General features: G+C 64.8%; 14 protein-coding genes. 2 read left to right on the forward strand and 12 right to left on the reverse strand.

Annotated elements, in window-relative coordinates; all coding sequences use genetic code 11:
- Nucleotides 1–19 precede the first annotated feature (19 nt).
- The 5 genes from gspF to FHW69_RS12485 all read right to left on the reverse strand — a co-directional run bounded on the left by gspF (nucleotide 20) and on the right by FHW69_RS12485 (nucleotide 12,110).
- Nucleotides 20–1,237, reverse strand: coding sequence for a type II secretion system inner membrane protein GspF (gene gspF, locus FHW69_RS12465; protein WP_183423395.1), 1,218 nt, complete (start codon nucleotides 1,235–1,237; stop codon nucleotides 20–22).
- Between the two features lie 30 nt (nucleotides 1,238–1,267).
- Nucleotides 1,268–2,965 (reverse strand): type II secretion system ATPase GspE, encoded by a 1,698-nt coding sequence (gspE, locus tag FHW69_RS12470; protein WP_183423518.1) that lies wholly within the window; start codon nucleotides 2,963–2,965, stop codon nucleotides 1,268–1,270.
- 228 nt (nucleotides 2,966–3,193) lie between these two features.
- Entirely contained in the window at nucleotides 3,194–9,433 is a 6,240-nt protein-coding gene (locus FHW69_RS12475) for an ESPR-type extended signal peptide-containing protein (protein ID WP_183423396.1), read from the reverse strand.
- Nucleotides 9,434–9,660: 227 nt separating this feature from the next.
- Entirely contained in the window at nucleotides 9,661–11,676 is a 2,016-nt protein-coding gene (locus FHW69_RS12480; protein WP_183423397.1) for a PA domain-containing protein, read from the reverse strand.
- Entirely contained in the window at nucleotides 11,673–12,110 is a 438-nt protein-coding gene (locus tag FHW69_RS12485; protein ID WP_183423398.1) for a hypothetical protein, read from the reverse strand. Before FHW69_RS12485 ends, FHW69_RS12480 begins: the two co-directional genes overlap by 4 nt.
- A gap of 623 nt (nucleotides 12,111–12,733) precedes the next feature.
- On the opposite strand from FHW69_RS12485, the gene FHW69_RS12490 reads away from it, so the two are divergent.
- Nucleotides 12,734–13,519 (forward strand): TatD family hydrolase, encoded by a 786-nt coding sequence (locus tag FHW69_RS12490; RefSeq protein WP_183423400.1) that lies wholly within the window; start codon nucleotides 12,734–12,736, stop codon nucleotides 13,517–13,519.
- A 4-nt stretch (nucleotides 13,520–13,523) separates the two neighbouring features.
- Here the strand turns inward: FHW69_RS12490 and FHW69_RS12495 are convergent, their stop codons facing one another.
- A complete protein-coding gene (locus tag FHW69_RS12495) occupies nucleotides 13,524–14,084 on the reverse strand; it encodes a pseudouridine synthase (protein ID WP_183423401.1) in 561 nt (186 codons plus the stop codon).
- Nucleotides 14,085–14,089: 5 nt separating this feature from the next.
- Complete coding sequence (locus FHW69_RS12500; RefSeq protein ID WP_183423402.1) at nucleotides 14,090–14,953, reverse strand: class I SAM-dependent methyltransferase; 864 nt, start codon at nucleotides 14,951–14,953, stop codon at nucleotides 14,090–14,092.
- A 127-nt stretch (nucleotides 14,954–15,080) separates the two neighbouring features.
- Here FHW69_RS12500 and FHW69_RS12505 point away from each other — a divergent pair, with 127 nt between their 5' ends.
- On the forward strand, nucleotides 15,081–17,210 hold the full coding sequence (locus tag FHW69_RS12505) for a TonB-dependent receptor (RefSeq protein ID WP_183423404.1): 2,130 nt from the start codon (nucleotides 15,081–15,083) through the stop codon (nucleotides 17,208–17,210).
- A 9-nt stretch (nucleotides 17,211–17,219) separates the two neighbouring features.
- Here the strand turns inward: FHW69_RS12505 and FHW69_RS12510 are convergent, their stop codons facing one another.
- From FHW69_RS12510 to FHW69_RS12530, 5 genes are read right to left on the reverse strand one after another with little or no spacing between them, the layout of a single operon-like run.
- Nucleotides 17,220–18,395 (reverse strand): ABC transporter permease, encoded by a 1,176-nt coding sequence (locus tag FHW69_RS12510; protein WP_183423405.1) that lies wholly within the window; start codon nucleotides 18,393–18,395, stop codon nucleotides 17,220–17,222.
- Nucleotides 18,392–19,126, reverse strand: a complete 735-nt coding sequence (locus FHW69_RS12515) for an ATP-binding cassette domain-containing protein (protein WP_183423406.1) — start codon at nucleotides 19,124–19,126, stop codon at nucleotides 18,392–18,394. Before FHW69_RS12515 ends, FHW69_RS12510 begins: the two co-directional genes overlap by 4 nt.
- A complete protein-coding gene (locus FHW69_RS12520) occupies nucleotides 19,123–20,694 on the reverse strand; it encodes an alpha/beta hydrolase (RefSeq protein WP_183423407.1) in 1,572 nt (523 codons plus the stop codon). Before FHW69_RS12520 ends, FHW69_RS12515 begins: the two co-directional genes overlap by 4 nt.
- A gap of 4 nt (nucleotides 20,695–20,698) precedes the next feature.
- A complete protein-coding gene (locus FHW69_RS12525) occupies nucleotides 20,699–20,893 on the reverse strand; it encodes a helix-turn-helix transcriptional regulator (protein ID WP_183423408.1) in 195 nt (64 codons plus the stop codon).
- Entirely contained in the window at nucleotides 20,890–21,291 is a 402-nt protein-coding gene (locus FHW69_RS12530) for a hypothetical protein (protein WP_183423409.1), read from the reverse strand. Before FHW69_RS12530 ends, FHW69_RS12525 begins: the two co-directional genes overlap by 4 nt.
- Nucleotides 21,292–21,405: the final 114 nt, after the last annotated feature.

Genomic DNA, 21,405 nt, shown 5'->3' on the forward strand with positions numbered 1-21,405 from the left:
TCCTTGTCTTGATTCGTCGTCAGTTGATATTGCTGGTAAGGCTGAGCAGCGGCAGCAGGATGGCCGCCATGATGATGGCCACCATCACTGTCATCACGATGGTCAACGCGGGGACCAGCGCCGCCAGCAGGCGATCAATGGCCCGTTTGGCTTCCACATCGAACGTGTCGGCCACTTTCAGCAGCATGGTGTCCAGCGCACCGGCTTCCTCGCCCACCTGCACCATTTGCAGTGCAAGGCGTGGAAAACGCTCCGATTGCGCAAGGGCAACGCCGAGGCCCGCACCACCTTTTACCTGTTCGGCCGCTTTGGCCAGCGCGTCGTCCAGCGCGCGGTTGCCGGTCACCTGCCGCGCAATGGTCAACGCCGAGAGCAGAGGCACACCGTTCTTCAGCAGTGTGCCGATGGTGCGCGCAATACGGGCCGTTTCCACTTTCAAAAGCAGCGGACCTGCCACACGCATGGTGAGCAGCCGTCCATGAAACGCGAGTCGGGCATCCGGATCACGCAACCGCGCATGCACCAGCAGCGCGACCACGATCAGCGTGACCACCATCGCCCACCACCACGAACTGATGGCCGAGCCCAGCGCCAGCACAGCGGATGTGATCCACGGCACCGGCACCTGCATGTCTTCAAAGATCGGAACGAATTGCGGCACGACGTAGGCCAGCAACAACACCAGTGAGCCGAGCACGCCGACCATGAGGAAGGCCGGGTAGATCAGCGCGTTGACGATGCTGCCGCGCAGCTGCTGCGAACGTTCCAGATAATCGGCAAGGCGACGCAGCGTTTCGTCCAGCGAACCGCCCGCTTCACCCGCGCGCACAAGGCTGATGTAGAGACGCGGAAATACGCCGTGTTCTTCGTCCAGCGCCTGCGACAGCGTGGTGCCGCCGCGCACGCGGTCGCGCACGCGCTCCACCAGATTTTTTGCCCGCTCGCCTTCCGGCAAATCCAGCAGGATGCCCAGTGCACGATCCAGCGGCTGGCCCGCGCCCAGAAGCGTGGCCAGCTGATGAGTGAACTGCGCCAGCTGATCGCCGGTGAACGGACCTTTGCGGAACAGCGCGGACAAGCCGCTGGCACTGCCATCGCCGTCGGCCAGCCGGGCCTCAAGAGGCGTGTGCCCCTGATCCTGCAAACGTGCAATCACGTCCTCGACCGTGGGCGCTTCCATTTGCCCGGTCAGCGCTTCACCGGCCGCCGTGATGGCGCGATAGCGAAACTGGCTCATGACCGCTCACCTGCCCGGCCGCTACGCGAATCAGGACTCCTGCGTGACACGCAACACCTCCTCGATGGTGGTAATGCCCGCCACCGCCTTGGCCAGACCATCTTCGTACATGGTGCGCATGCCTTCGGCGCGTGCCTGCTTTTCGATCTGGCCAGCGTCAGCACGCTGCATCACCAGACGGCGCAGCGGATCGGTCATCACCAGGAATTCCATGATGGCCCGGCGGCCGCGATAGCCCGTGGGATTGGTGGCACTGCTGCCCGGCTTCCACAGGCGGATCGGGCGCTCGTCGGTGTACTTGTCCAGTTCGAACTGCTCGATGACTTCCGGCAGCGCCTCATAAGGAATGGCAGTTTCCGGATCGAGGCGGCGTACCAGACGCTGAGCCAGGATGCCGTTGACCGTGGAGCCCAGGAGGTAATCCTCCACGCCCATGTCCAGCAGGCGGGTAATGCCGCCCGATGCGCTGTTGGTATGCAGTGTGGACAACACCAGATGGCCGGTGAGTGCCGACTGGATGGCGATGCGGCAGGTCTCAAGATCGCGCATTTCGCCGATCATTATCACGTCCGGATCCTGGCGGACGATGGAACGCAGCGCGCCCGCGAAGTCCAGGCCGATCTGCGGCTTGACCTGAATCTGGTTGATGCCCTCGATCTGATATTCGACCGGGTCTTCCACCGTGATGATCTTCACGTCCGGCGTATTGATCTGCGACAGCGCCGTATACAGCGTGGTGGTTTTGCCCGAGCCGGTGGGGCCGGTCACCAGCAGGATGCCGTGCGGTCGATCCAGCACTTCCACGAAGCGCGACTGGAAATTTTCGGTGAAGCCCAGCGACGCGAAATCGAACACCACCGATTCGCGATCCAGAATACGCATGACCACTGATTCGCCGAAGCTCGTGGGCACGGTGGACACACGAAGATCCAGCTCCTTGCCCTGCACGCGCAGCTGGATGCGGCCATCCTGCGGCAGGCGCCGCTCGGCGATATTCAGGCGCGCCATGATCTTCACGCGCGAAATGACCGCCGCCGTGGAGCTGGCCGGAGGTGCTTCCACTTCATGCAGCACGCCGTCGATGCGGTAACGCACCTTCAGGCGGTTCTCGAACGGCTCGATGTGCACGTCCGATGCGCGCTGTTCGACGGCGCGCTGGAGAATCAGGTTGACCAGACGGATCACCGGCGCCTCCGACGCGAGGTCGCGCAGATGCTCCACGTCGTCTTCCACCGCCGCGCTGCCGTCCAGGCTTTCCACGATGCTTCCCATCGCGGAGCGGCCCTGACCGTAATAACGTTCGATCAGGTCATCAATTTCCGACCGCAGCCCCACGCGGAGTCCCATGTCGCGCCCGGCCGCCAGACGCGCGGCTTGCAGCGGATACGGGTCAGCGGGGTCAGCCACCAGCAACACCAGGCCATCTTCCCCCTCGCGGACGGGAACGACGTGGTATTGCTTCAGGAAGCGGACGGACAAATCCAGATCCACCGGGGGTAATTCCGGCGCATCCTTGGCGGCCAGCAGCGGCAGCGCCAGCAATTCGGCCCAGGTATCGGCCAGATCCCTTTCTGACACAAGCCCAAGGCGTGCCATAAGAGAAGTGAGGGTGCCTTCGGGCGATTCTTCGTGCAGCCTGCGGGCGCGGACCAGGTCGCTGTCCTTCAGCCGACCGCGCGCCACCAGGTGCGCGCAGACCTCGGCTTCGCCCGGCTCGCCAGTCAGCATCTCCTTATGCGCGGTCGTCACCGACATGGGCTCTCCTGATCGTGAACGATCTTTCGGGTTACGTGCGGACGATCCTGTACGCACGGGCCGACATTGTTATCACAGACCATGCTTCATCCGCGACCGTCCGGCCAACGTATTGCGACAGGACGCAAACAACAAGGGCCGGTGCAACGCACCGGCCCTCCCTTTCAGACATGGAGCGCCCTCGCGGGCACCCCTGCATCATTACCAGCCGATGCCTACACCCACACCGCCGGAAGTCTCACTACCGCTGACGGCGGCGCCGAAGGTGACGTTGGCATTGTGCGAGATCGAGCGGGAGTAACCCACCGACAACGCCGCCTGCCCCCGATAGCCGCCCACGCCCACGCCCACGCGGTTGTCCGTGTTGATGCCCTGGGTACTGAAGGCCATCTGGGACATCGCCGCGCCCATGGCACCCACCTTGTTCAGCTTGTCGTCCAGGCGGGTGAACCGGTTGTCGGTATCGCGCTTGAACTGGTCAAAGGACGAGCCGCTGACCATATCGCCGAACTTCTGGTCCGTATAAGCACGTGCACTATTAAGAGTGGCAACGTCGCCGGCGTCCGCGTACTGCTTGGCCGTCGTCAGGGCCTGGTCGACCTGGCCCACGTTGGCGGCGTCCGTGGGCGCCGTACCGGCCGCCACGTTGGTCACCCGGCGCTGGGCAGTGGCCGAACCCACCGACACCGTGTTGGCCTGATCGGCCACCGAGTTGGCACCCAGCGCCACCGAGTTCGTGGCATTCGCCGTTACCGTGGCATTGGTGCCCACCGCCGTGCTGTTGTCCGCCCCGATGGTGGCGTTGTTGCCGAGGGCCAGATCGCCGGAGTCCTTCGCGTGGCTGCCCGTGCCGATGGCCAGACCGTTACCCGTGCCCTGGGTAATGGTGGTCCCGGTGCCGGGCAGCGGATCGGTGGCCGGTCCCCGGGTGCTCTCCAGCGTTCCCACCCGGCTGTTCAGGCTGGACAGGGCGCCATCCAGGGCGCCAATCGCGTCACCCACCGAGCTGTACGTGCCGCCCTGAGCCCGGTACACCGGCCCGACGAAGCCGTTGGCTCCGACCATGGCGCCTCCACCCAGTGCCTGAGCCAGCACGTCGCCGTAGCCTGAGGCGGTCAGATTCACCGCGTCGATGGCCAGGTTCATCTGCTTGAGGTTCACCGCGTCCGTATCGCGTGAACCGGCCGCCACGTTCACGATCTGGCGTTCGCTGCCCACGCTGCCGACCGACACCGTATTGGCGCGCGAGGCGCTGGAGCCGAAGCCCAGCGCCACGGAGTTGGCGGCGCTTGCCGTCGCCCCGGCGCCCAGTGCCGTGCTGTTGTTGCCTGCCGCCGTGGACAGCGCACCCACCGCCGTCGTGTTGGCGCCCGTAGCGGCCGCCTGTACGCCGTTGGCCACCGAGAGGTCGCCGCTGGCCACGCTTTCCGCGCCCGTGGCGGTCGCCGCAAGACCGGAGGCACTGGCGTAGTAGCCGGTGGCCGTCGCTTCCACCCCCGATGCATCGCTCAGGGCGCCACTGGCCGTGGCGCCGTCGCCGGTCGCCGAGCTGGCAGCACCGGAGGCCGTGGACTGTTCGCCGCTGGCAAGACTTTCCGCGCCGGTCGCCGACGCGTATTCGCCCGTCGCCTGTGCCGTGGCACCCGTGGCAACCGAGTTCGCGCCCGAAGCCGTGGCGTTGAAGCCGCTGGCCGTGGCGTTGATCGCCGCTGCCGTGGCCCCGCTGCCGATGGCCGTGGCACCGTTGCCCAGGCTGAAGGCCGCCGAGCCGATAGCGGTGGCGTAGTTGCCCGACACTATGGCGTCGTCATTGCCCGTGCCGTCGCCGGATGCCGCCACGTAGCGGCTGGCACTACCGATGTGATCGGCCAGGCTGTTCAGCTGATCCAGATTCACCGCATCGGTGCCGGAGGTACCGGCAGCCACGTTGGTGATCTGACGCTCGCTGCCCACTGCACCCACCGACACCGCGTTGTCCCGCGAGCCCACCGAGTTCGCACCGATGGCCACCGCATTGCGGCCGCTGGCGCTGGAGCCGAAGCCCACCGCCGTACTGTCGCCGCCCGAGGCCGTGGCCAGTGCGCCCACTGCCGTCGCGTTCGGAGACGACGCGTAGCTGCCGCTGCCGATGGCCGAAGCAAAATCGCCATCGGTCGCCGCGCCTGCACCCACCGCCGTGGACTGCTCGCCATTGGCCGTCGATTCGGAACCCAGCGCACTGGCACCCAGATCGTTGGCCACCGCCATTTCGCCCAGCGCCACGCTCGAATCCGCCGAGGCCGTGGCATTCCAGCCGATGGAGGTGGCGTACTGACCCGTTGCCCAGGCACCGGCACCCAGCGCAATCGCGCCAGCACCGCTGGCCTGAACCGGGAACAGGCCGAAGGAGGAACCGCCGATGGCGATGCTTTCCTCACCCGTGGCCTGCGAGCTTTCGCCTACCGCAACGCTGCTCGTGCCGGTGGCGGCACTCTGCGTACCCACCGCCGTCGAGTATTCGCCCGTGGCGTTGGCTACTGCACCCAGCGCCAGCGCCTGGCTGCCAGACGCATAAGCACCGACGCCGAAGGCCGAGGCCGCAAAGCCATCCGCCTGCGAACTCGCACCAACAGCCGTGCCGCCAACACCTGCGCTCGTTGAACCGGTTTCCACCGGCACGCCGCCGTTGGTGATGAGCGGATTGCCATCTTCGTCGACAGCCACGCCGCCGATGGCGACACTGCCCGGGCCGCGGGCCTGTGCATTCGCGCCGTAAGCGGCGCTGTTCTGACCATCCGCCACACTGTTGTAACCGGTGGCCGTGGCGTTCGAGCCCGTGGCGGTCGCGCCGCTGCCGACGGCCGTTGCACCCTGTGCACCGGAGAACGCCGCCGAACCGAGTGCCGTGGCGTAGTTGCCGATAGCCATCGCGTCATCGCTGCCATCACCCAGACCGTTGGCCTTGAAGTAGTGACTGGCGTCGCCCACGTTGCTGGCCAGCGCATCCAGCTGCGCCTTGTTCACCGCATCGGTGGACTCCGTACCGGCGGCCACATTGGTGATCTGCCGCTCGGCTCCTTCGTCGCCCACCGACACCGTGTTGTCGCGGCTGGTGAACGAGTTGGCGCCGATGGCTACCGCGTTGTTCGAGGCCACGACAGCCCCGGCACCGAGAGCCGTGCTGTTGTCGCCAAACGCCCAGCTGCCCGAGCCCAGCGCCACCGAGTTGATGCTCTCGATGCCGAGTGCGGCAAAGCCGGTTTCTGCACCGTTGCCGATGGCAACGCTGTTGATGCCCGAGGCGCTGGCGCCCACACCCAATGCCACCGCACCACCGCTGTACGCGGCCGAGAGATAGCCTGCTGCCAGCGACACATCACCCGCCGCATAGGCCTGTGCACCCAGTGCCGTCGCGCCTGAACCAGATGCTTCAGACAGGTAGCCCGCCGAGGTCGACTGCTCGCCCTGAGCAAAGGCTGCCGTACCCAGCGCGGTTGCGAATTGACCGGCCGACTGCGCGCTGGCACCGACTGCCGTCGACGACAGACCGGACGCATTCGCCGGACCCACCGCCTCACCCGTCGAGGTGTATGTGATGAGCGGATCGCCGTTCTCATCTACTGCCTGGCCGCCGATGGCCGTGGCGCCATTCGCCGCAGCCGTGGCACCCGCACCGTAGGCCGTGCTCTGCACGCCCGTAGCAACACTGTTGAAACCGGTCGCCGTTGCCTGATTGCCGAACGCCGTGGCGCCGCTGCCGAAGGCCGAGGCGCCCGTGCCGTTGGCAAACGCAGCCGACCCGGCAGCGGTCGCATAGTCGCCAAAGGCGATAGCGTCGTCGCTACCGTCACCCAGGCCATTGCCCTTGAAGTAATGGCTGGCGTCGCTGACGCTCGAAGCGAGCGAATCAAGCTGCGACTTGTTCACCGCATCAGTCGCTTCCGTGCCCGCCGCAACGTTGGTGATCTGACGTTCGGCACCTTCGTCACCGACCGACACCGTGTTGTCGCGGTCGTTGTACGAATTGGCACCAATGGATACCGAGTTGTTCGCCACGGTCCACGCATTCGTGCCAAGCGCTGTGCTGTTGTCGCCCAGCACCCAGCTGCCCGCACCGATGGCGACCGCATTCGCGCTTTCCAGGCCGAACAGCGCGAAGCCCGTTTCAGCCGCGTTGCCGATGGCAATGCTGTTGCTGCCCGCTGCGCTTGCGCCTGCACCCACCGCAACCGCGCCCTCGCTGTATGCCGCCGCCTGATAGCCCGAGGCCAGCGAGAGATCGCCGGCCGCATAGGCCTGGCTGCCGCTCGCGACCGAGCCTGCACCGGACGCTTCTGCAAGGAAACCCACCGCCGTGGACTGCTCACCCTGGGCGAATGCAGCCGTACCCAGCGCGGTCGCAAACCGACCCGCCGACTGCGCGCTCGCACCCACTGCCGTCGAGGAGAGACCCGACGCATTGGTCGGACCCACGGCCTCACCGGTCGAGGTGTAGGTAATCAGCGGATCGCCGTTCTCATCGACCGCCTGACCACCGATGGCCGTCGTGCCATTGGCAGCCGCTGTTGCGCCCGCGCCATACGCCGTGCTCTGCGAACCGGTAGCAACACTGTTGAAGCCCGTCGCAGTGGCACCGACGCCGAACGCCGTCGCACCACTGCCGAAGGCCGAGGCGCCCGTGCCGTTGGCAAACGCAGCCGACCCGGCAGCGGTCGCATAGTCGCCAAAGGCGATAGCGTCGTCGCTACCGTCACCCAGGCCATTGCCCTTGAAGTAATGGCTGGCGTCGCTGACGCTCGAAGCGAGCGAATCAAGCTGCGACTTGTTCACCGCATCAGTCGCTTCCGTGCCCGCCGCAACGTTGGTGATCTGACGTTCGGCACCTTCGTCACCGACCGACACCGTGTTGTCGCGGTCGTTGTACGAATTGGCACCAATGGATACCGAGTTGTTCGCCACGGTCCACGCATTCGTGCCAAGCGCTGTGCTGTTGTCGCCCAGCACCCAGCTGCCCGCACCGATGGCGACCGCATTCGCGCTTTCCAGGCCGAACAGCGCGAAGCCCGTTTCAGCCGCGTTGCCGATGGCAATGCTGTTGCTACCAGCCGCGCTTGCGCCTGCACCCACAGCAACCGCGCCCTCGCTGTATGCCGCCGCCTGATAGCCCGAGGCCAGCGAGAGATCGCCGGCCGCATAAGCCTGGCTGCCGCTCGCGACCGAGCCTGCACCGGACGCTTCTGCAAGGAAACCCACCGCCGTGGACTGCTCGCCCTGTGCGAAAGCAGCCGTACCCAGCGCGGTCGCGAACCGACCCGCCGACTGCGCGCTCGCACCCACTGCCGTCGAGGACAGACCGGATGCATTCGCCGGACCCACGGCTTCCCCGGTCGAGGTGTAGGTAATCAGCGGATCGCCGTTCTCATCGACCGCCTGACCGCCAATCGCAGTGGCGCCATTTGCCGCAGCCGTGGCACCTGCACCGTATGCCGTGCTCTGCGCACCCTGCGCGACACTATTGAAACCCGTGGACGTCGCGCCAGCACCGAACGCCGTCGCACCGCTGCCGAATGCCGAGGCGCCCGTGCCGTTGGCAAACGCAGCCGACCCGGCAGCGGTCGCGTAGTCGCCGGAAGCCACGGCATCATCGCTGCCGTCACTCTTGCCGTTGCCCTTGAAGTAATGCGCTGCATCGCTGACGCTGGAAGCAAGCGAATCGAGCTGCGACTTGTTCACCGCATCCGTGGCTTCCGTGCCCGCCGCAACGTTGGTGATCTGACGTTCGGCGCCTGCCTTGCCGACCGATACCGTATCGGCGCGATTCGCTACCGAACCCGCACCCAGCGCCACCGAGTTGTCGGCGGTCGCGCGCGCATTCTGGCCCACCGCCGTCGCGTTGGCTGCCGTGGCGCGGCTGCCATTGCCCACTGCCGTGGCATTGGCGGCGTTGGCACGTGCATCCGTGCCGAAAGCGCTGGCCTGCGAACCCGTGGCGCGGCTGCCCTGGCCGAAGGCAGAGGCACCGGCCTGATTGGCGATGGCGTCCTGGCCAAATGCCGACGACTGGAGACCCGTGGCGCGACTGCTCTGACCTGTGGCCGTTGCATAGTCCTTGTTCGCGATGGCGTCCTGTCCGTATGCCGTGCTTGCCACGCCCGTGGCACGACTCATCGTGCCCACGGCCGTGCTGTAGACCCCTGTAGCACGAGCCGATACGCCGCACGCAAAAGCCGACTCGCCGCTGGCCACCGGGGCAAGGCCCTGGAAATCACCGGCACATATAGTTCCTGCCTGCGCTGATACGCTGCCCAGCGCCAGCATCACGCCGGCTGCCAGTGGCAGTGCCACCATCGACTTGCGCGCACGCCGGCCTGCGCTGCCTTTGCCATTGGCACGAGCCAGCTCCGAGGCAACCACAAGGATGCCGAGCGACTTGTTCCAGACTTTGCTGTAGATGGTGTTCACAGACTTTCCTCCCACGGAAACCCGCGTTGAGCGATTGAGTGACGACGCCTCACGGCGCCACCTGCTGCATGCTGTTCGCACGTCGCCCGAGGGCTCGGTGCCGGAATGACAGGCAGCCGACCCCGTGTCGGCGGCGACGCCTACATCGAATGCTTCAGTTACCCCTGTCCGCCATGCGCGGACCCCTTGGAAAAAAGTCCCGGCGAACCGGGACTTTTTCCTGACTCTTACTTCGAGTAGGCCGCGTACACGGTCACTCCGGCGTATGCCTTCGTACCTGCGCTGACGCTCAGGTAGTAGGTCGTCACCTTCGGCGACGCGATGGTCACCGTTTCGGTATTGCCCGGACGGGTCGACACGAAGTCGTACACGGTGGACGTGGGAGCCGAATCGGCCTTCACGTATAGCGAGACGTCACCGCTGCTGCCGCCATAGGTGCGCAGCACAAGGTTCTTCGCACCTGCCGGCACGGTGATCTTGTAGAGCACCGAGGTACCGGCTGCACCGCCAGCTGTCCGGGTTGCACCGTTGGTCAGCTCGATCGCGGGCGTACCCGGGTCCGTGCCGCCACCTGGGCCCCAGGCGTTGTACTGGTTCTGCGTTTCGGCATCCGAGAGGCAGGCGTTGAGGCTCGTGGCCTGGCCGGCCGTGATCAGGCCATCGGCAGCCAGCTGCGCGGCGTAGGCGTGGATCGCGGCGCGGTAGTCACCCACCGAGGACGCGGCACCGGCCAGCACCTTCACGTTGGACAGCACGTTGGCACCGATGATCACGCCACCCGGCACGAAGGTCGGAATACCTGTGTCGCAGGTCAGCAGCTTCTGCGTGCCGGTATTGATGCCCCAGCCGATGTCCTTGAACAGCGCAGGCGTCAGGTCAACGTCGATCTGGCCAACCAGGTCCTGGTTGATCGCGTATTCCATGATCGCGTTCGGCGTCAGGCGGGTGTCGTAATGCGAGAACGACGAACCCTGAGCCAGCACGGTCGGTGCATAGATCAGCACGTTGCCCGCTGCATCAGCGCCAGCGAGGCCGTTGCCCTTGGTCACGGCGCCGGTGAGGCCGGCAAGGTTGGCCTTGAGCTTGTTGCCGTCCACCTGGCTGACCGCCACGACCGGAATGGTCACCGGGGAAGCAGGCGTGCCTCCCGGAGTGATCGCGCCAGCCTGGTTGTTGGCGATGATGACGCCCGTCGCACCAGCTGCCTGGGCGTTGAGGGTCTTCACCGTGAAGTCGCAGGTACCACGATCAATGAGCGCGATGTGGCCTGCAATGGCCGACGCATTGGACGGTGCAACGCAACCCAGCGCGTCGGTGCCGCTGACCACCTGCACAACAGCGCCTGTCAGGTTCGTGGACGAAGCCTTCGGACCAAACGATGCCTGCGAGAACTCGTAGTCACCCTGTGCCGCCGCCGGGGCGGAAACACGGAAGACGTCCGGCGTCGACAGCGCGAGCGGCGCTTCCGCCTTCACGGTGGCACCGGTGAACACCAGGTGGCCATCGTCGAGAGCGGCCGTGACGCGCTGTGCTGGCGTCAGGTCGTACCAGTTCTTGTTCTGCGTGTCGGAGAACACGTAGGTCGAGTAGATGTCGTTCAGCGGCGTGCCGTCGTCATCCGGGTAGCCCTTGCCGGTGGTCAGGCTGCCGAAGCCGGAGAAGCCCAGACCATGCGCCATTTCATGGAGCACGACGTTGAGGAAGTTGATCGAGCCATCGGGCGTCTTGCCGTCCAGACCGAAGTACCAGGACGAACCCTCAAGGCACCCGGGGCTGCCGAGGCTGCCGTTGAACTGGCTCTGGATATCGTCGTCATCCGGCACGCCGTCTTCGTGGGTCAGCGCATCGGCCAGCGCCGAGTGATACCACGTGTTGGCGATGGCGCCGGCCGGCACGTTCGGTGCCTTGAAGTTGAAGATGTAGTTGGTGCCCGAGGATCCCAGCGTGCCGGAGGTGGCCGTGCAGGCCAGCGCCTTGAAGGTCGCGCCGTTGCGGATCTCGACGTCGCTCTGCAATACCGCGCCCCAGATGTCGGCAGCGAACTGGTAAACGATCAGGGCCTGCTTGCCACGGGTGGTACCCGGGTTGCCACCAACCGGCGAGGCGGGTGTCGGGTCGTCCAGGCCCTTACCGGTGCCGACGTCCTGGTTGATGATCTTGATGTCGGCTGCGCTGGCCATGCCGGCGGCACCGAAAGCAGTGGCCGCGGCCAGCGCGGTGACGAGCAGTTTACGGCGGATCATCGCGTCACCTCCGGTGCGCTCGCGGGTGCAGGCGCCTGGCCATCGTCGTGGTGGATGCTGAGGCTGCCGTCCGGCTGGCGCTCAGCGACCACACTGCTCATCAGGCTGGCCGGTACTTTCACCGCATTGGCGCGGGCACCGTTCTTGAACTGCACCGTGCGGAAGGTGGACTTCGCATCCGCTTCCGTCAGGGGCTGCCCGACAAACGCATCCTGCTGAAGCGAACGCGCTCCGGCAGCCTGCGCCAGGGCGGCACGCTCTTCAGCCGTGGGCGCACGGAGGCGACCGGTGGCCGGGTCAATCGAGACCTGAACACCCTGGACCGTCACCGACTGCGTCGCCGGCTTCTGCGCATCGGCGGCATAGGCCGAACCCGCGGTGAAAATGCCCGTCAGCACAAGGCCTAACGCCTGTGCCATGGATCGTGAAGTCATGAAACGTTCTCCCATGATGTGGCGCCGGGACCCCTCCCTGCGCGCCGGTCGGCGAAGGCCCCCCTTCACCGACAAAAACCTGGTGTTCCGATGTGACCTGATGGGGTCGGTGGCGCTGAAAATTGCGCCTGCCGTCTTTTCTTACGGTCGCAACTGACCGCAACAGCGGGTATCCGCCATCGGTTGTAGTTCATGTCGGCCAGACGGCCGATGCGCAAGGACGCGCAGGCAGAGGCTCACGGCGGGCAACGCGGAGCCCGTGGTGGCGGGGAGGCGACGCGCCTCCAAATGAGCTGAATCAAACATTTGCACTACTCCTTCAGTGACACAGTCGGCCAACACCCCGTCGGCGGACCCCCTTGCATCCATCCTGGACGCCTTGCTGGACGTTCCCCCCGGAACGGCCACTCCCCTAACGGATCGTCATTTTTTTGACATCCGTCACGAAACCTAACAGCGCATGAAGTTGCGAGTCAATTGTTTGACGCAACATTTTTCGTGAAGATCGAAAGATCCCGGAAACCATGCAACTCGCGCGATAATCACGCGTCATATCAAACAGATGCGTGCGCCTCCGGGCGCCGTAATCCTTCTGAAGCTCAGGCGACAAAGCGAAAAAAAACATGGACTTGATCGACATCGGAGCGAACCTCACTCACGAATCTTTTCGTCATGACTTCGACGACGTGCTGGCTCGCGCCACGGCCCACGGCGTGGGAAAGATGGTGATTACGGGTGCATCCAGGGAAGGCAGCGAGCAGGCGCTCGAACTGGCCCGTGCGTCGGGTGGACGGCTATTTGCCACAGCGGGCGTGCACCCGCATCACGCCATCGACTACGACGACGACATCGACGCGCTGCTGCGCCAGCTGGCCGCACAACCGGAAGTCCGCGCCGTGGGAGAGATGGGGCTGGACTACCACCGCAACTACTCGCCGCCGGATGTTCAGCGCGATGCGTTCGAGCGCCAGCTGAAAATTGCCGTGGATCTGGGCATGCCCGTGTTTCTGCACCAGCGCGACGCGCATGAAGATTTTCTGACGCTGCTGGCGCGCTACCGCCCGCAACTTCCCGCTGCGGTCGTTCACTGCTTCACCGACACGCGTGAGGCGATGCTCGATTACCTCGCACTGGACTGCCACATCGGCATCACCGGCTGGATCTGCGACGAGCGCCGCGGCAACCATCTGCGCGAGTTCGTGCGCGAGATTCCTGCCAACCGGCTGATGCTGGAAACCGACGCACCCTATCTGCTGCCCCGCACGGTCAAACCGCAGCCGAAGCATCGGCGCAACGAGCCCATGTATCTGGCACACATCCGCGATGAAGTGGCGCGTGATCGCGGCGAGTCGGTGGAAGAACTCACCGCTGCCACCACACGTACGGCAGAAGCCTTCTTCGGGATCTGACCGGCTAGCGGCGACGGCGCGCGGGGGTAGCGTCCAGCACCCGCGTTTCGCCCGGCTGAAGACCTGCAAGTGCGTGCCCGCCCACCTCTTCGCGCACCAGGCGCAGGGTGGGCAGGCCGACCGCTGCCGTCATGCGCCGCACCTGCCGATTGCGGCCTTCGCGAAGCGTCAGCCGCAGCCACGCGTCCGGCACCGTCTTGCGGAATCGAACGGGCGGATCACGCGGCCACAGCCATTCGGGCGCGCTTTCCAGCGCTTCCACACCGATGGGAAGCGTCATGCCATCGTTCAGCATGACGCCGCGACGCAGGGTGTTCAGTGCCACATCATCGGGGATGCCTTCGACCTGAACCAGATAGGTTTTTGGCTGTTTGTGCTTCGGGTCGGTGAGCCGGTGCGCAAGACCACCATCATCGGTCAGAAGCAGCAAACCTTCGCTGTCGTAGTCCAGTCTTCCGGCCGGATAGACGTCCGTTTGACGGACAAAATCCGCCAGCGTGGACCGACCATCCACAGCACTGAACTGGCACATCACATTGAACGGTTTGTTGAGCGCGATCAGCACGGCAATTACGGCGTGGCGGCGGGCTTCACGAAGCGCAGCGTCATGCGATCAGACTCACCGATGGCCTGATATTTCGCGTGATCCTGGTCGCCCAGCTGGTAGGTGGGAGGCAGCGTCCAGACTCCCTTCGGGTAGTCTTTCGTATCACGCGGATTGGCGTTGATTTCGCTCTGCGCCTCAAGGCGGAAACCCGCGTCGGTCGCCAGCTTGATGACCGAATCCACGGGCAAATAGCCCGAGTCCATCACCTTGGCCAGGGTGGCACCTTCGGCCGCACGATGATCCACCACACCCAGCACGCCGCCGGGTTTCAGCACGGCAAAAAAGCCGCGAAACATCGCCGCAGCGGTGTTGGCCTTCACCCAGTTGTGCACATTGCGGAAGGTAAGCACGCGATCGGCCGAGCCTGCCGGGCCAAAGGCCGGGGCGCTGGGGTCGAACGTGACGACGGACGCCTTGCCGTAGTGGGCAGGATCGGCCGCAAATTTGGCCTTGATGGCGTCTGCGCCCTTCGTCGACACCTGCACGGCGGCAATGTAGTGGCCGTTGTCCATCAGCAACGGGGCAAGCACCTCGGAGTACCAGCCGGCACCCGGTGCGATCTCGACCACCGTCATGTACGGCTGCACGCCAAAAAATTGCAGCGTCTGGGACGGATGACGATAGACATCTCGCGCCCGATTCTCAGAAGATCGCCAATCGCCTGCCAGCACGCGGTCAAGCTCGCTTGCCGTCAGCTGACTGGCACTGGTGGGCGGCACCAGGGCGGCGGGCTGATCGGACTCGGCCTGCTTGTCCGGCGCAGTCGTCGTGGCGTTGCAGGCGCACAGGGTAAGCAGCGCGGAGAGGGCGATGGCTGTCTTGAACATGGGAACCTTGGGGAGGCGGCGGGAACTGGCGCAAAGGCTAGCATGGCCCTGCCGCCTTCACCGGCAGCATCCATACGTTCGCGCGAAAATCGCATCCGACGAGCCGCCGCGCCCACGGAATGCCTGTATGCCCTCTTCCTCCGTCCGCCACCTGCTTGCCTGCGGGCTGACCTTTTTCACACTGAATGCCGCTGCGCAGAGCGCGCCGCCTGCCCGCACGGACCTTTCCCCCGTGGTGGTGACGGCCACGCGCACGGCACAGCAACCCTTCGACGTTGCCGCCGCCATCGACGTGGTGCCCAGTCCACCGGATGGCACGCTGGATGTGAACCTCTCCGAACGCCTTCAGTCGATCCCCGGTGTGGTCGCACGCGACCGCCAGAACTATGCGCAGGACGAGCAGGTTTCCATCCGTGGCTTCGGCGCCCGAAGCACGTTCGGCATTCGCGGGGTCCGTCTGTACACCGATGGCATCCCGGCCACCATGCCCGACGGACAGGGGCAGGTATCCCACTTCAACCTTGATTCGTCGGATCGGGTGGAAGTGCTGCGCGGGCCCTTCTCGGCGCTGTACGGCAACGCATCGGGCGGCGTGATCCAGCTGTTCACCGCCGATGGCACCGAACCACCGGAGTTCCGTTTCGGCGTGGCGGGCGGCAGCCAGGGCAATCTGCGTGTCTCGGCCAACGCGCGTGGTGTGGAAGGCCCGGTCGACTACAACATCGATATCAGCCACTTTCGCACCAGCGGTTACCGCGACCACAGCGAAGCGCGCCGTGAATCAGGCAACGCCAAACTGGGCTGGCAGATCAACGACGATGCGAAGCTGACCCTCGTATTGAACGCGCTGGACGTACCCCACGCACAGGATCCTCTGGGCCTCACCCGGGCGCAGTACCAGGCCAATCCGCAGCAGGTCGCCAGCGTCGCGGACATCTACAACACCCGCAAGTCCACCAACCAGCAGCAACTGGGACTGATCTGGGACCAGCAGATCAACGGCAGCAACAGCCTGCGCGTGATGACCTACTACGGCCAGCGCAGCGTCACCCAGTACCTGTCCATTCCGAAGGCCACTCAGCTCACCCAGGCGGGCAATTCGGGCGGCGTGGTCGACCTGGGCAATGAATACGGGGGCGGCGACGTCCGCTGGATCTATCACGACACGCTGGCCGGACGTCCGTTTGAGCTTGCCGTCGGCACCACGTACGACAACCAGAATCAACATCGACAGGGCTATAACAACTTCGTGGGCGACACGCTTGGCGTGCAGGGTCTCCTTCGCCGCGACGAAATCGACCGCGTCTACGACTTCGACCAATACGCGCAGGCCACCTGGCGCGTGGCGGACGACTGGACCCTGATGGGCGGCGTGCGCCACAGCTCGGTGAAGTTCCAGTCCACGGATCGCTTCATCAATGCAGGCAATCCGGACGACAGCGGCCGCGTCGATTACAGCGCGACCACACCTGTGCTCGGCGTCCTCTGGCGCGTCACACCCATCGCGCACCTGTATGCCAACTGGGGCAAAGGCTTTGAAACGCCCACGTTCTCCGAGTTGGGCTATCGTTCGGACAGCGGGCCCGGTCTGGCATTCAACCTGCTTCCATCGCACAGTCGCAGCCAGGAAGTGGGCCTGAAACTTCAACCAGCCGACGACACGCACGCGGACATCGCGCTGTTCCGTGCGGATAGTCGTGATGAACTTGCCGTCGCCACCAATGTGGGCGGTCGCACCACATATCAGAACATTCCGCGCTCGCGCCGGCAGGGCGTGGAGGCGTCGTTCGATACGAAGCTTTCCGAACGCTGGAAGCTGGTCGTTGCCTATACCCATTTGCAGGCGACCTTCCGCAGTCCGTTCCTGACCTGCGTCACCGCGAACTGCGCTGCGCCGAACACACCCGTACCCGGAGGAACCCGGATTCCCGGCGTGCCGCGTTCCAACGGCTACGTGGCAGCCCGCTACGGCGCCGAACGAGGCTGGCAGGCGGGCATCGATGCCAGCGCGATGGGCGCCACGTCAGCCAACGATCTGGGCACGGCTGCCGCGCCTGGCTACGTGGTATTCGGACTGTCCGGTGGGTACATCATTGAGCGCGATCACTGGCGCATCAACACATTCGCCCGCGTGGACAACCTGGCTGACCGCCACACCATCGGCTCGGTGATCGTCAATGACGGCAACGGCCGCTACTACGAACCCGCACCGGGCCGCAGCTTCCTCGCAGGCGTAGACCTGCGATGGAAGCCGTGACCCGAACCATCAGCCTGATATCGCCAGCCGTTCGGAGCGATACATGTACGCGGTGGCAGCCACCGCCACCGCAGCAGCAGCAAAGCCACCGGCCATGCACAGAAGAACCTGCTGACCGGTGACGCCATCGCCACGCAGCAACTGCACGATGCCCAGGTTCTGACCAAGCAACGGCACCGCATACATCCATGCTTCGGCCTTGATCGGCATCACCGACATCAGTGCACTGGGGAGCACCGGAATGATCATCAGGATCGACTGGTACGTCTGCGCCTCGCGGTAGCTTTTCGCAAACGCGGCCACCAGCGACTGCAACGCGGCCATCAGGATGATGAGTGGCAGCATCAGAAGCACGACGCGACTCGCGAACGAGAACCCGAGATCCAGCGCGATGCCCAGCTTCTCGATGGGAATGAAGAACGGCGCTGTCGCAAATGCCGCAAGGCTGAGGAACAGGCTCACTGTCGAGAACACGCAGATGGCCGCCAGCTTGCCCGCCAGAATCTTCCAGCGCGCCACCGGATTCACAAACAACGGCTCCATCGACTGACGCTCGCGCTCACCGGCCGTGACATCAATGGCCAGATACATGCCGCCCAGGAAAACGGTAAGCACAAAGAAGTACGGCAGGAACGAGAACATCAGTGCCGAGCGCGACTGCGAGGTGGCCTGATCGCGGTCGGCCACCTGCACCGGCCATGCCGTGATCGGCGCCATGCCACGGGCAATCAGGCGCATCGCACCTTCGCGCCGTCCGTAGCTCTCCACCACGCTGCGTACGCGCTGCACCGGCGTGGAGGCGTCGCGACGGGACGAGTCGTAAATCAACTCCACCTGCACGGGCTGCCCCTTGTTCCATGCCTGGGCGTAGTCCGGCGCAATGCGGATCACGACGTCGGCGCGCTGGTCGTGCACCGCCGCTTCCGGGTCACTGACGGCGGGCAGCGCGTCGATGCCCGCCGATTTCAGCGAGGCCACGAGGTTCGGCGCCAGCGCCGCACCAATCACCGGCACGCTGATGGGCTGGTCCACTTTGGCCAGCTCGCGGTTGACCATCACGTTCATCAGCATGATGAACATGACCGGCCCGAGCAGTGGGCCGGTAATCAGTGCATTGATCAGCGTGCGACGGTCGCGCAGGTTTTCCCGCACTTCCTTCATGAAGACAACGATGGAACTGTTCATGCGGCAAGCCCCTCGTCCGTGCCGATGATTTTCACGAAGGCGTCCTCAAGATTCGCCTCGCCCGTCTGTTCGCGCAGCGCGTCAGGCGACTCATCGGCCACGACGCGGCCGTGCGCAATCACCACGATGCGATCGCACAGCGCCGCCACTTCCTGCATGATGTGGCTGGAGAACAGGACGCAACGTCCCTCGTCCTTCAGTTGCCGCATGAAGCGGCGCATGGCTCGCGTGGCCATCACGTCCAGACCATTGGTCGGCTCGTCCAGCAGCACGTTGCGCGGATCGTGCACCAATGCACGGGCGATGGCTGTCTTGACGCGCTGGCCCTGCGAGAAGCCCTCGGTGCGGCGGTCAGCGATATCGCGCATTTCCAGTGCGTCGATCAGCGCTTCGCGACGCGATGCCACCAGGCGTTCAGGCATGCCGTGCAGGCGCGCGAAGTAGTCGATGTTCTCGCTGGCGGTCAGTCGCTTGTACAGCCCCCGTGCATCGGGGAGCACGCCGAGCTGGCGACGCACGGCCTGCGGATCAACGGCCGCATCCACACCGTCCACCAGCACCTGTCCGCTATCGGGCTTCATCAGCGTGTACAGCATGCGCAGCGTGGTCGTCTTGCCCGCGCCGTTGGGGCCCAGCAAGCCGGTGATTTCGCCGTCCCGCGCCGTGAAGCTCACGCCGTTGACGGCTTTTACGTCGCCGAAGGCGCGATAGAGATCCTTGACTTCGATCATGGCATCGCTCCGTTGAATCCGACGAACACAGGAACCGGACCCATGCGATCCAGACACGTTGTGTCCAGCGCCTTGGGGTCGGTCTTGTCCAGGAAGTTCTGCACCAGGCGCGGCATGCAACCGCGCGTAATCACGTTGTGCCCCTGCCCTTTCAGCACCACGTGCCTTGAATTGCTGAGCCCTTTTGCGACCTGCTCGCCGTAGTGCGGCGGGGTGACCGGGTCATACTCGCCGGACATCAGGAGGGTGGGAACGTCACTGCGCAGCGGCTCGTGGAAGTCCGCCGGACGCTTGCCGTGCGGCCATACCGAACACGCGGCCCGGAACGCTTCAATCATCGTGTCACCCAGAATGGTGTCCTTGTCCTGGGGGCGTGGCTGCAACAGGTCGGCATCCTCGCTGCAAATGACCGAATACTGCATGCCGCCGTCCATCGTGTCGCCCAGATCGCCGGACAGAAGCTTCGCCTGCCCCAGCAACGGCCCCACGTCACCATGCGCTGCCGCGTCGATCGACAACGGAAGCAACGCCGCCGTTTCTGGCGAGTAGGCGAACATGCGCACTACTGTGGCCAACGAATACTCACTGAGCACGCGCTGCACGGACGCGTAGTTCTGCGGATCACGGAAGCTCACCTTGTGAGGATTCGCCCGAAGCGCATCACGCAGCTGATAGAGCGTCTGGTACGGATCGGCAAAGCGTGCCTGACACGCCTTGTCGGCGGCGCAGCGGGCGAACTGTGCTTTCAGCGCAGCGTCCAGATCAACGGCGAAGCTCTCACCCAGCACCAGCTCGTTGGGCGCCACGCCATCAAGCACCATCGCACGCACGCTTGAGCGGTGACTGCGCACGTATTGCTGCGCCACACGGGTGCCGTAGGAAACGCCAATCACATCGAACTGCGGCGATCCGAGCGCCTTGCGCACGTCTTCCAGATCAGCCACGGCGTCCGTTGTGGTGTAGAAGCGCACATCCGCGTTCTTCGACAGCGTATCCAGACACTCCTTCGCTCCCTTGCGTACAGAGTCCGCATCGAAACCATGGCTCTCAGCCGAATCGCTCCCGGCGCCCGCATCCTCATCGTTACGACAACTCAGCGGATGGGATGCACCTGTGCCGCGCTGGTCCAGAAGAACGAGGTTACGGTGCGCCAGAAGCGGCGCCATCGCCGGCGCAATGGTCGGATACGTCTCGGTGGCGGCCTGCCCGGGTCCACCGGCCAGGAACACCACCATGTCCGACAGCGGCACCTGCGCACTGCTGCGGATCACGGCCAGACGCAGCGGAATGCGTCGCCCGTCCGGATGTTCGCGATCCTCCGGCACGTCCAATGGCGCACACCATGCGGCCGTGCTCAGGCCGCTATGCGGCTGGGGCAGTTCGCAGGGCGTGAAGGTAAGCGAGCCAACGCGCCACGTTCGCGGCCTGGATGGCGCGACCGGCGCGTTGCTCGCCTGGGAGGTGACGGATACGGCTTTTTCCTTGCCGTCGTCACGCAGATAGTGGCGCCCTGCCAGTACTGCCGCTGCGATCACGACAGCCAGCACGATGCGATGAGAACGTTGCATTCGATTATTCCCCCGGCTCGAAGATGGACTCGATGGAAAGCGCGAAAAGCCGCGCTATTTTGAACGCCAGCGGGAGACTGGGATCATATTTCCCCGTCTCGATCGCGTTGACTGTCTGCCGGGATACATCCAGCTGCTCTCCCAGGTCAGCCTGCGACCAGCCGTGTTCGGTACGAAGCTCGCGAAGACGGTTGTTCATTGCACGCGGTAACGCCGATTGGTGAGGCATTTGACGACACCAAAGGTGCCCATGAAGGTCGGCAACACCCAGATGGCCACCGCCTGGGCCGTCGGCGACGGCAGTACTGATGCGCCAAGCAGCAGGCCATAGGTGAAATAACCGAAGCAGGAAACGGCGCCCGCAATCGCGAAGGATTCAAGATGAATGCGCCGCTCCAGTTCGTCCTGGCCGCGGATGGCCCGAACCATGGCGCGGATAGCAAACGCGATGGGAATGGTGGGCAGCAGGGTGATGGCCGCACGCGCCGGCGGCGAACTGACATAGCGGACAAGCCACACAGAACCGAGCATCAGAACCACATATGCCGCCATGGCGGGCAGGAATTCGCGCAGATAGCGCTTGTGTACCGGTCTCATGCTCATTGCCCCGCCCCCGCGTGTAAAGTGTGCTTGACACGCATCCTCGGCCAATGATTTCGTCATGTCAAGCAACCTTTACATACTCAACCGCGCGCTTGCCGTTTATGTGTG

Origin of the sequence: Luteibacter sp. Sphag1AF, from assembly GCF_014192715.1 — a bacterium.
Lineage (GTDB): Bacteria > Pseudomonadota > Gammaproteobacteria > Xanthomonadales > Rhodanobacteraceae > Luteibacter.

Excerpts from the sequence above, each read along its gene's own strand:
- FHW69_RS12515 (WP_183423406.1), bottom strand. The coding sequence starts at position 19,126 with ATGATCGAAGTCAAGGATCTCTATCGCGCCTTCGGCGACGTAAAAGCC.
- FHW69_RS12480 (WP_183423397.1), bottom strand. The coding sequence starts at position 11,676 with ATGATCCGCCGTAAACTGCTCGTCACCGCGCTGGCCGCGGCCACTGCT.
- gspE (WP_183423518.1), bottom strand. The coding sequence starts at position 2,965 with ATGCTGACTGGCGAGCCGGGCGAAGCCGAGGTCTGCGCGCACCTGGTG.
- FHW69_RS12525 (WP_183423408.1), bottom strand. The coding sequence starts at position 20,893 with ATGAACAACCGTCTTCGCGAGCTTCGTACCGAACACGGCTGGTCGCAG.
- FHW69_RS12510 (WP_183423405.1), bottom strand. The coding sequence starts at position 18,395 with ATGAACAGTTCCATCGTTGTCTTCATGAAGGAAGTGCGGGAAAACCTG.
- gspF (WP_183423395.1), bottom strand. The coding sequence starts at position 1,237 with ATGAGCCAGTTTCGCTATCGCGCCATCACGGCGGCCGGTGAAGCGCTG.
- FHW69_RS12505 (WP_183423404.1), top strand. The coding sequence starts at position 15,081 with ATGCCCTCTTCCTCCGTCCGCCACCTGCTTGCCTGCGGGCTGACCTTT.
- FHW69_RS12530 (WP_183423409.1), bottom strand. The coding sequence starts at position 21,291 with ATGAGACCGGTACACAAGCGCTATCTGCGCGAATTCCTGCCCGCCATG.
- FHW69_RS12490 (WP_183423400.1), top strand. The coding sequence starts at position 12,734 with ATGGACTTGATCGACATCGGAGCGAACCTCACTCACGAATCTTTTCGT.
- FHW69_RS12500 (WP_183423402.1), bottom strand. The coding sequence starts at position 14,953 with ATGTTCAAGACAGCCATCGCCCTCTCCGCGCTGCTTACCCTGTGCGCC.
- FHW69_RS12485 (WP_183423398.1), bottom strand. The coding sequence starts at position 12,110 with ATGACTTCACGATCCATGGCACAGGCGTTAGGCCTTGTGCTGACGGGC.
- FHW69_RS12520 (WP_183423407.1), bottom strand. The coding sequence starts at position 20,694 with ATGCAACGTTCTCATCGCATCGTGCTGGCTGTCGTGATCGCAGCGGCA.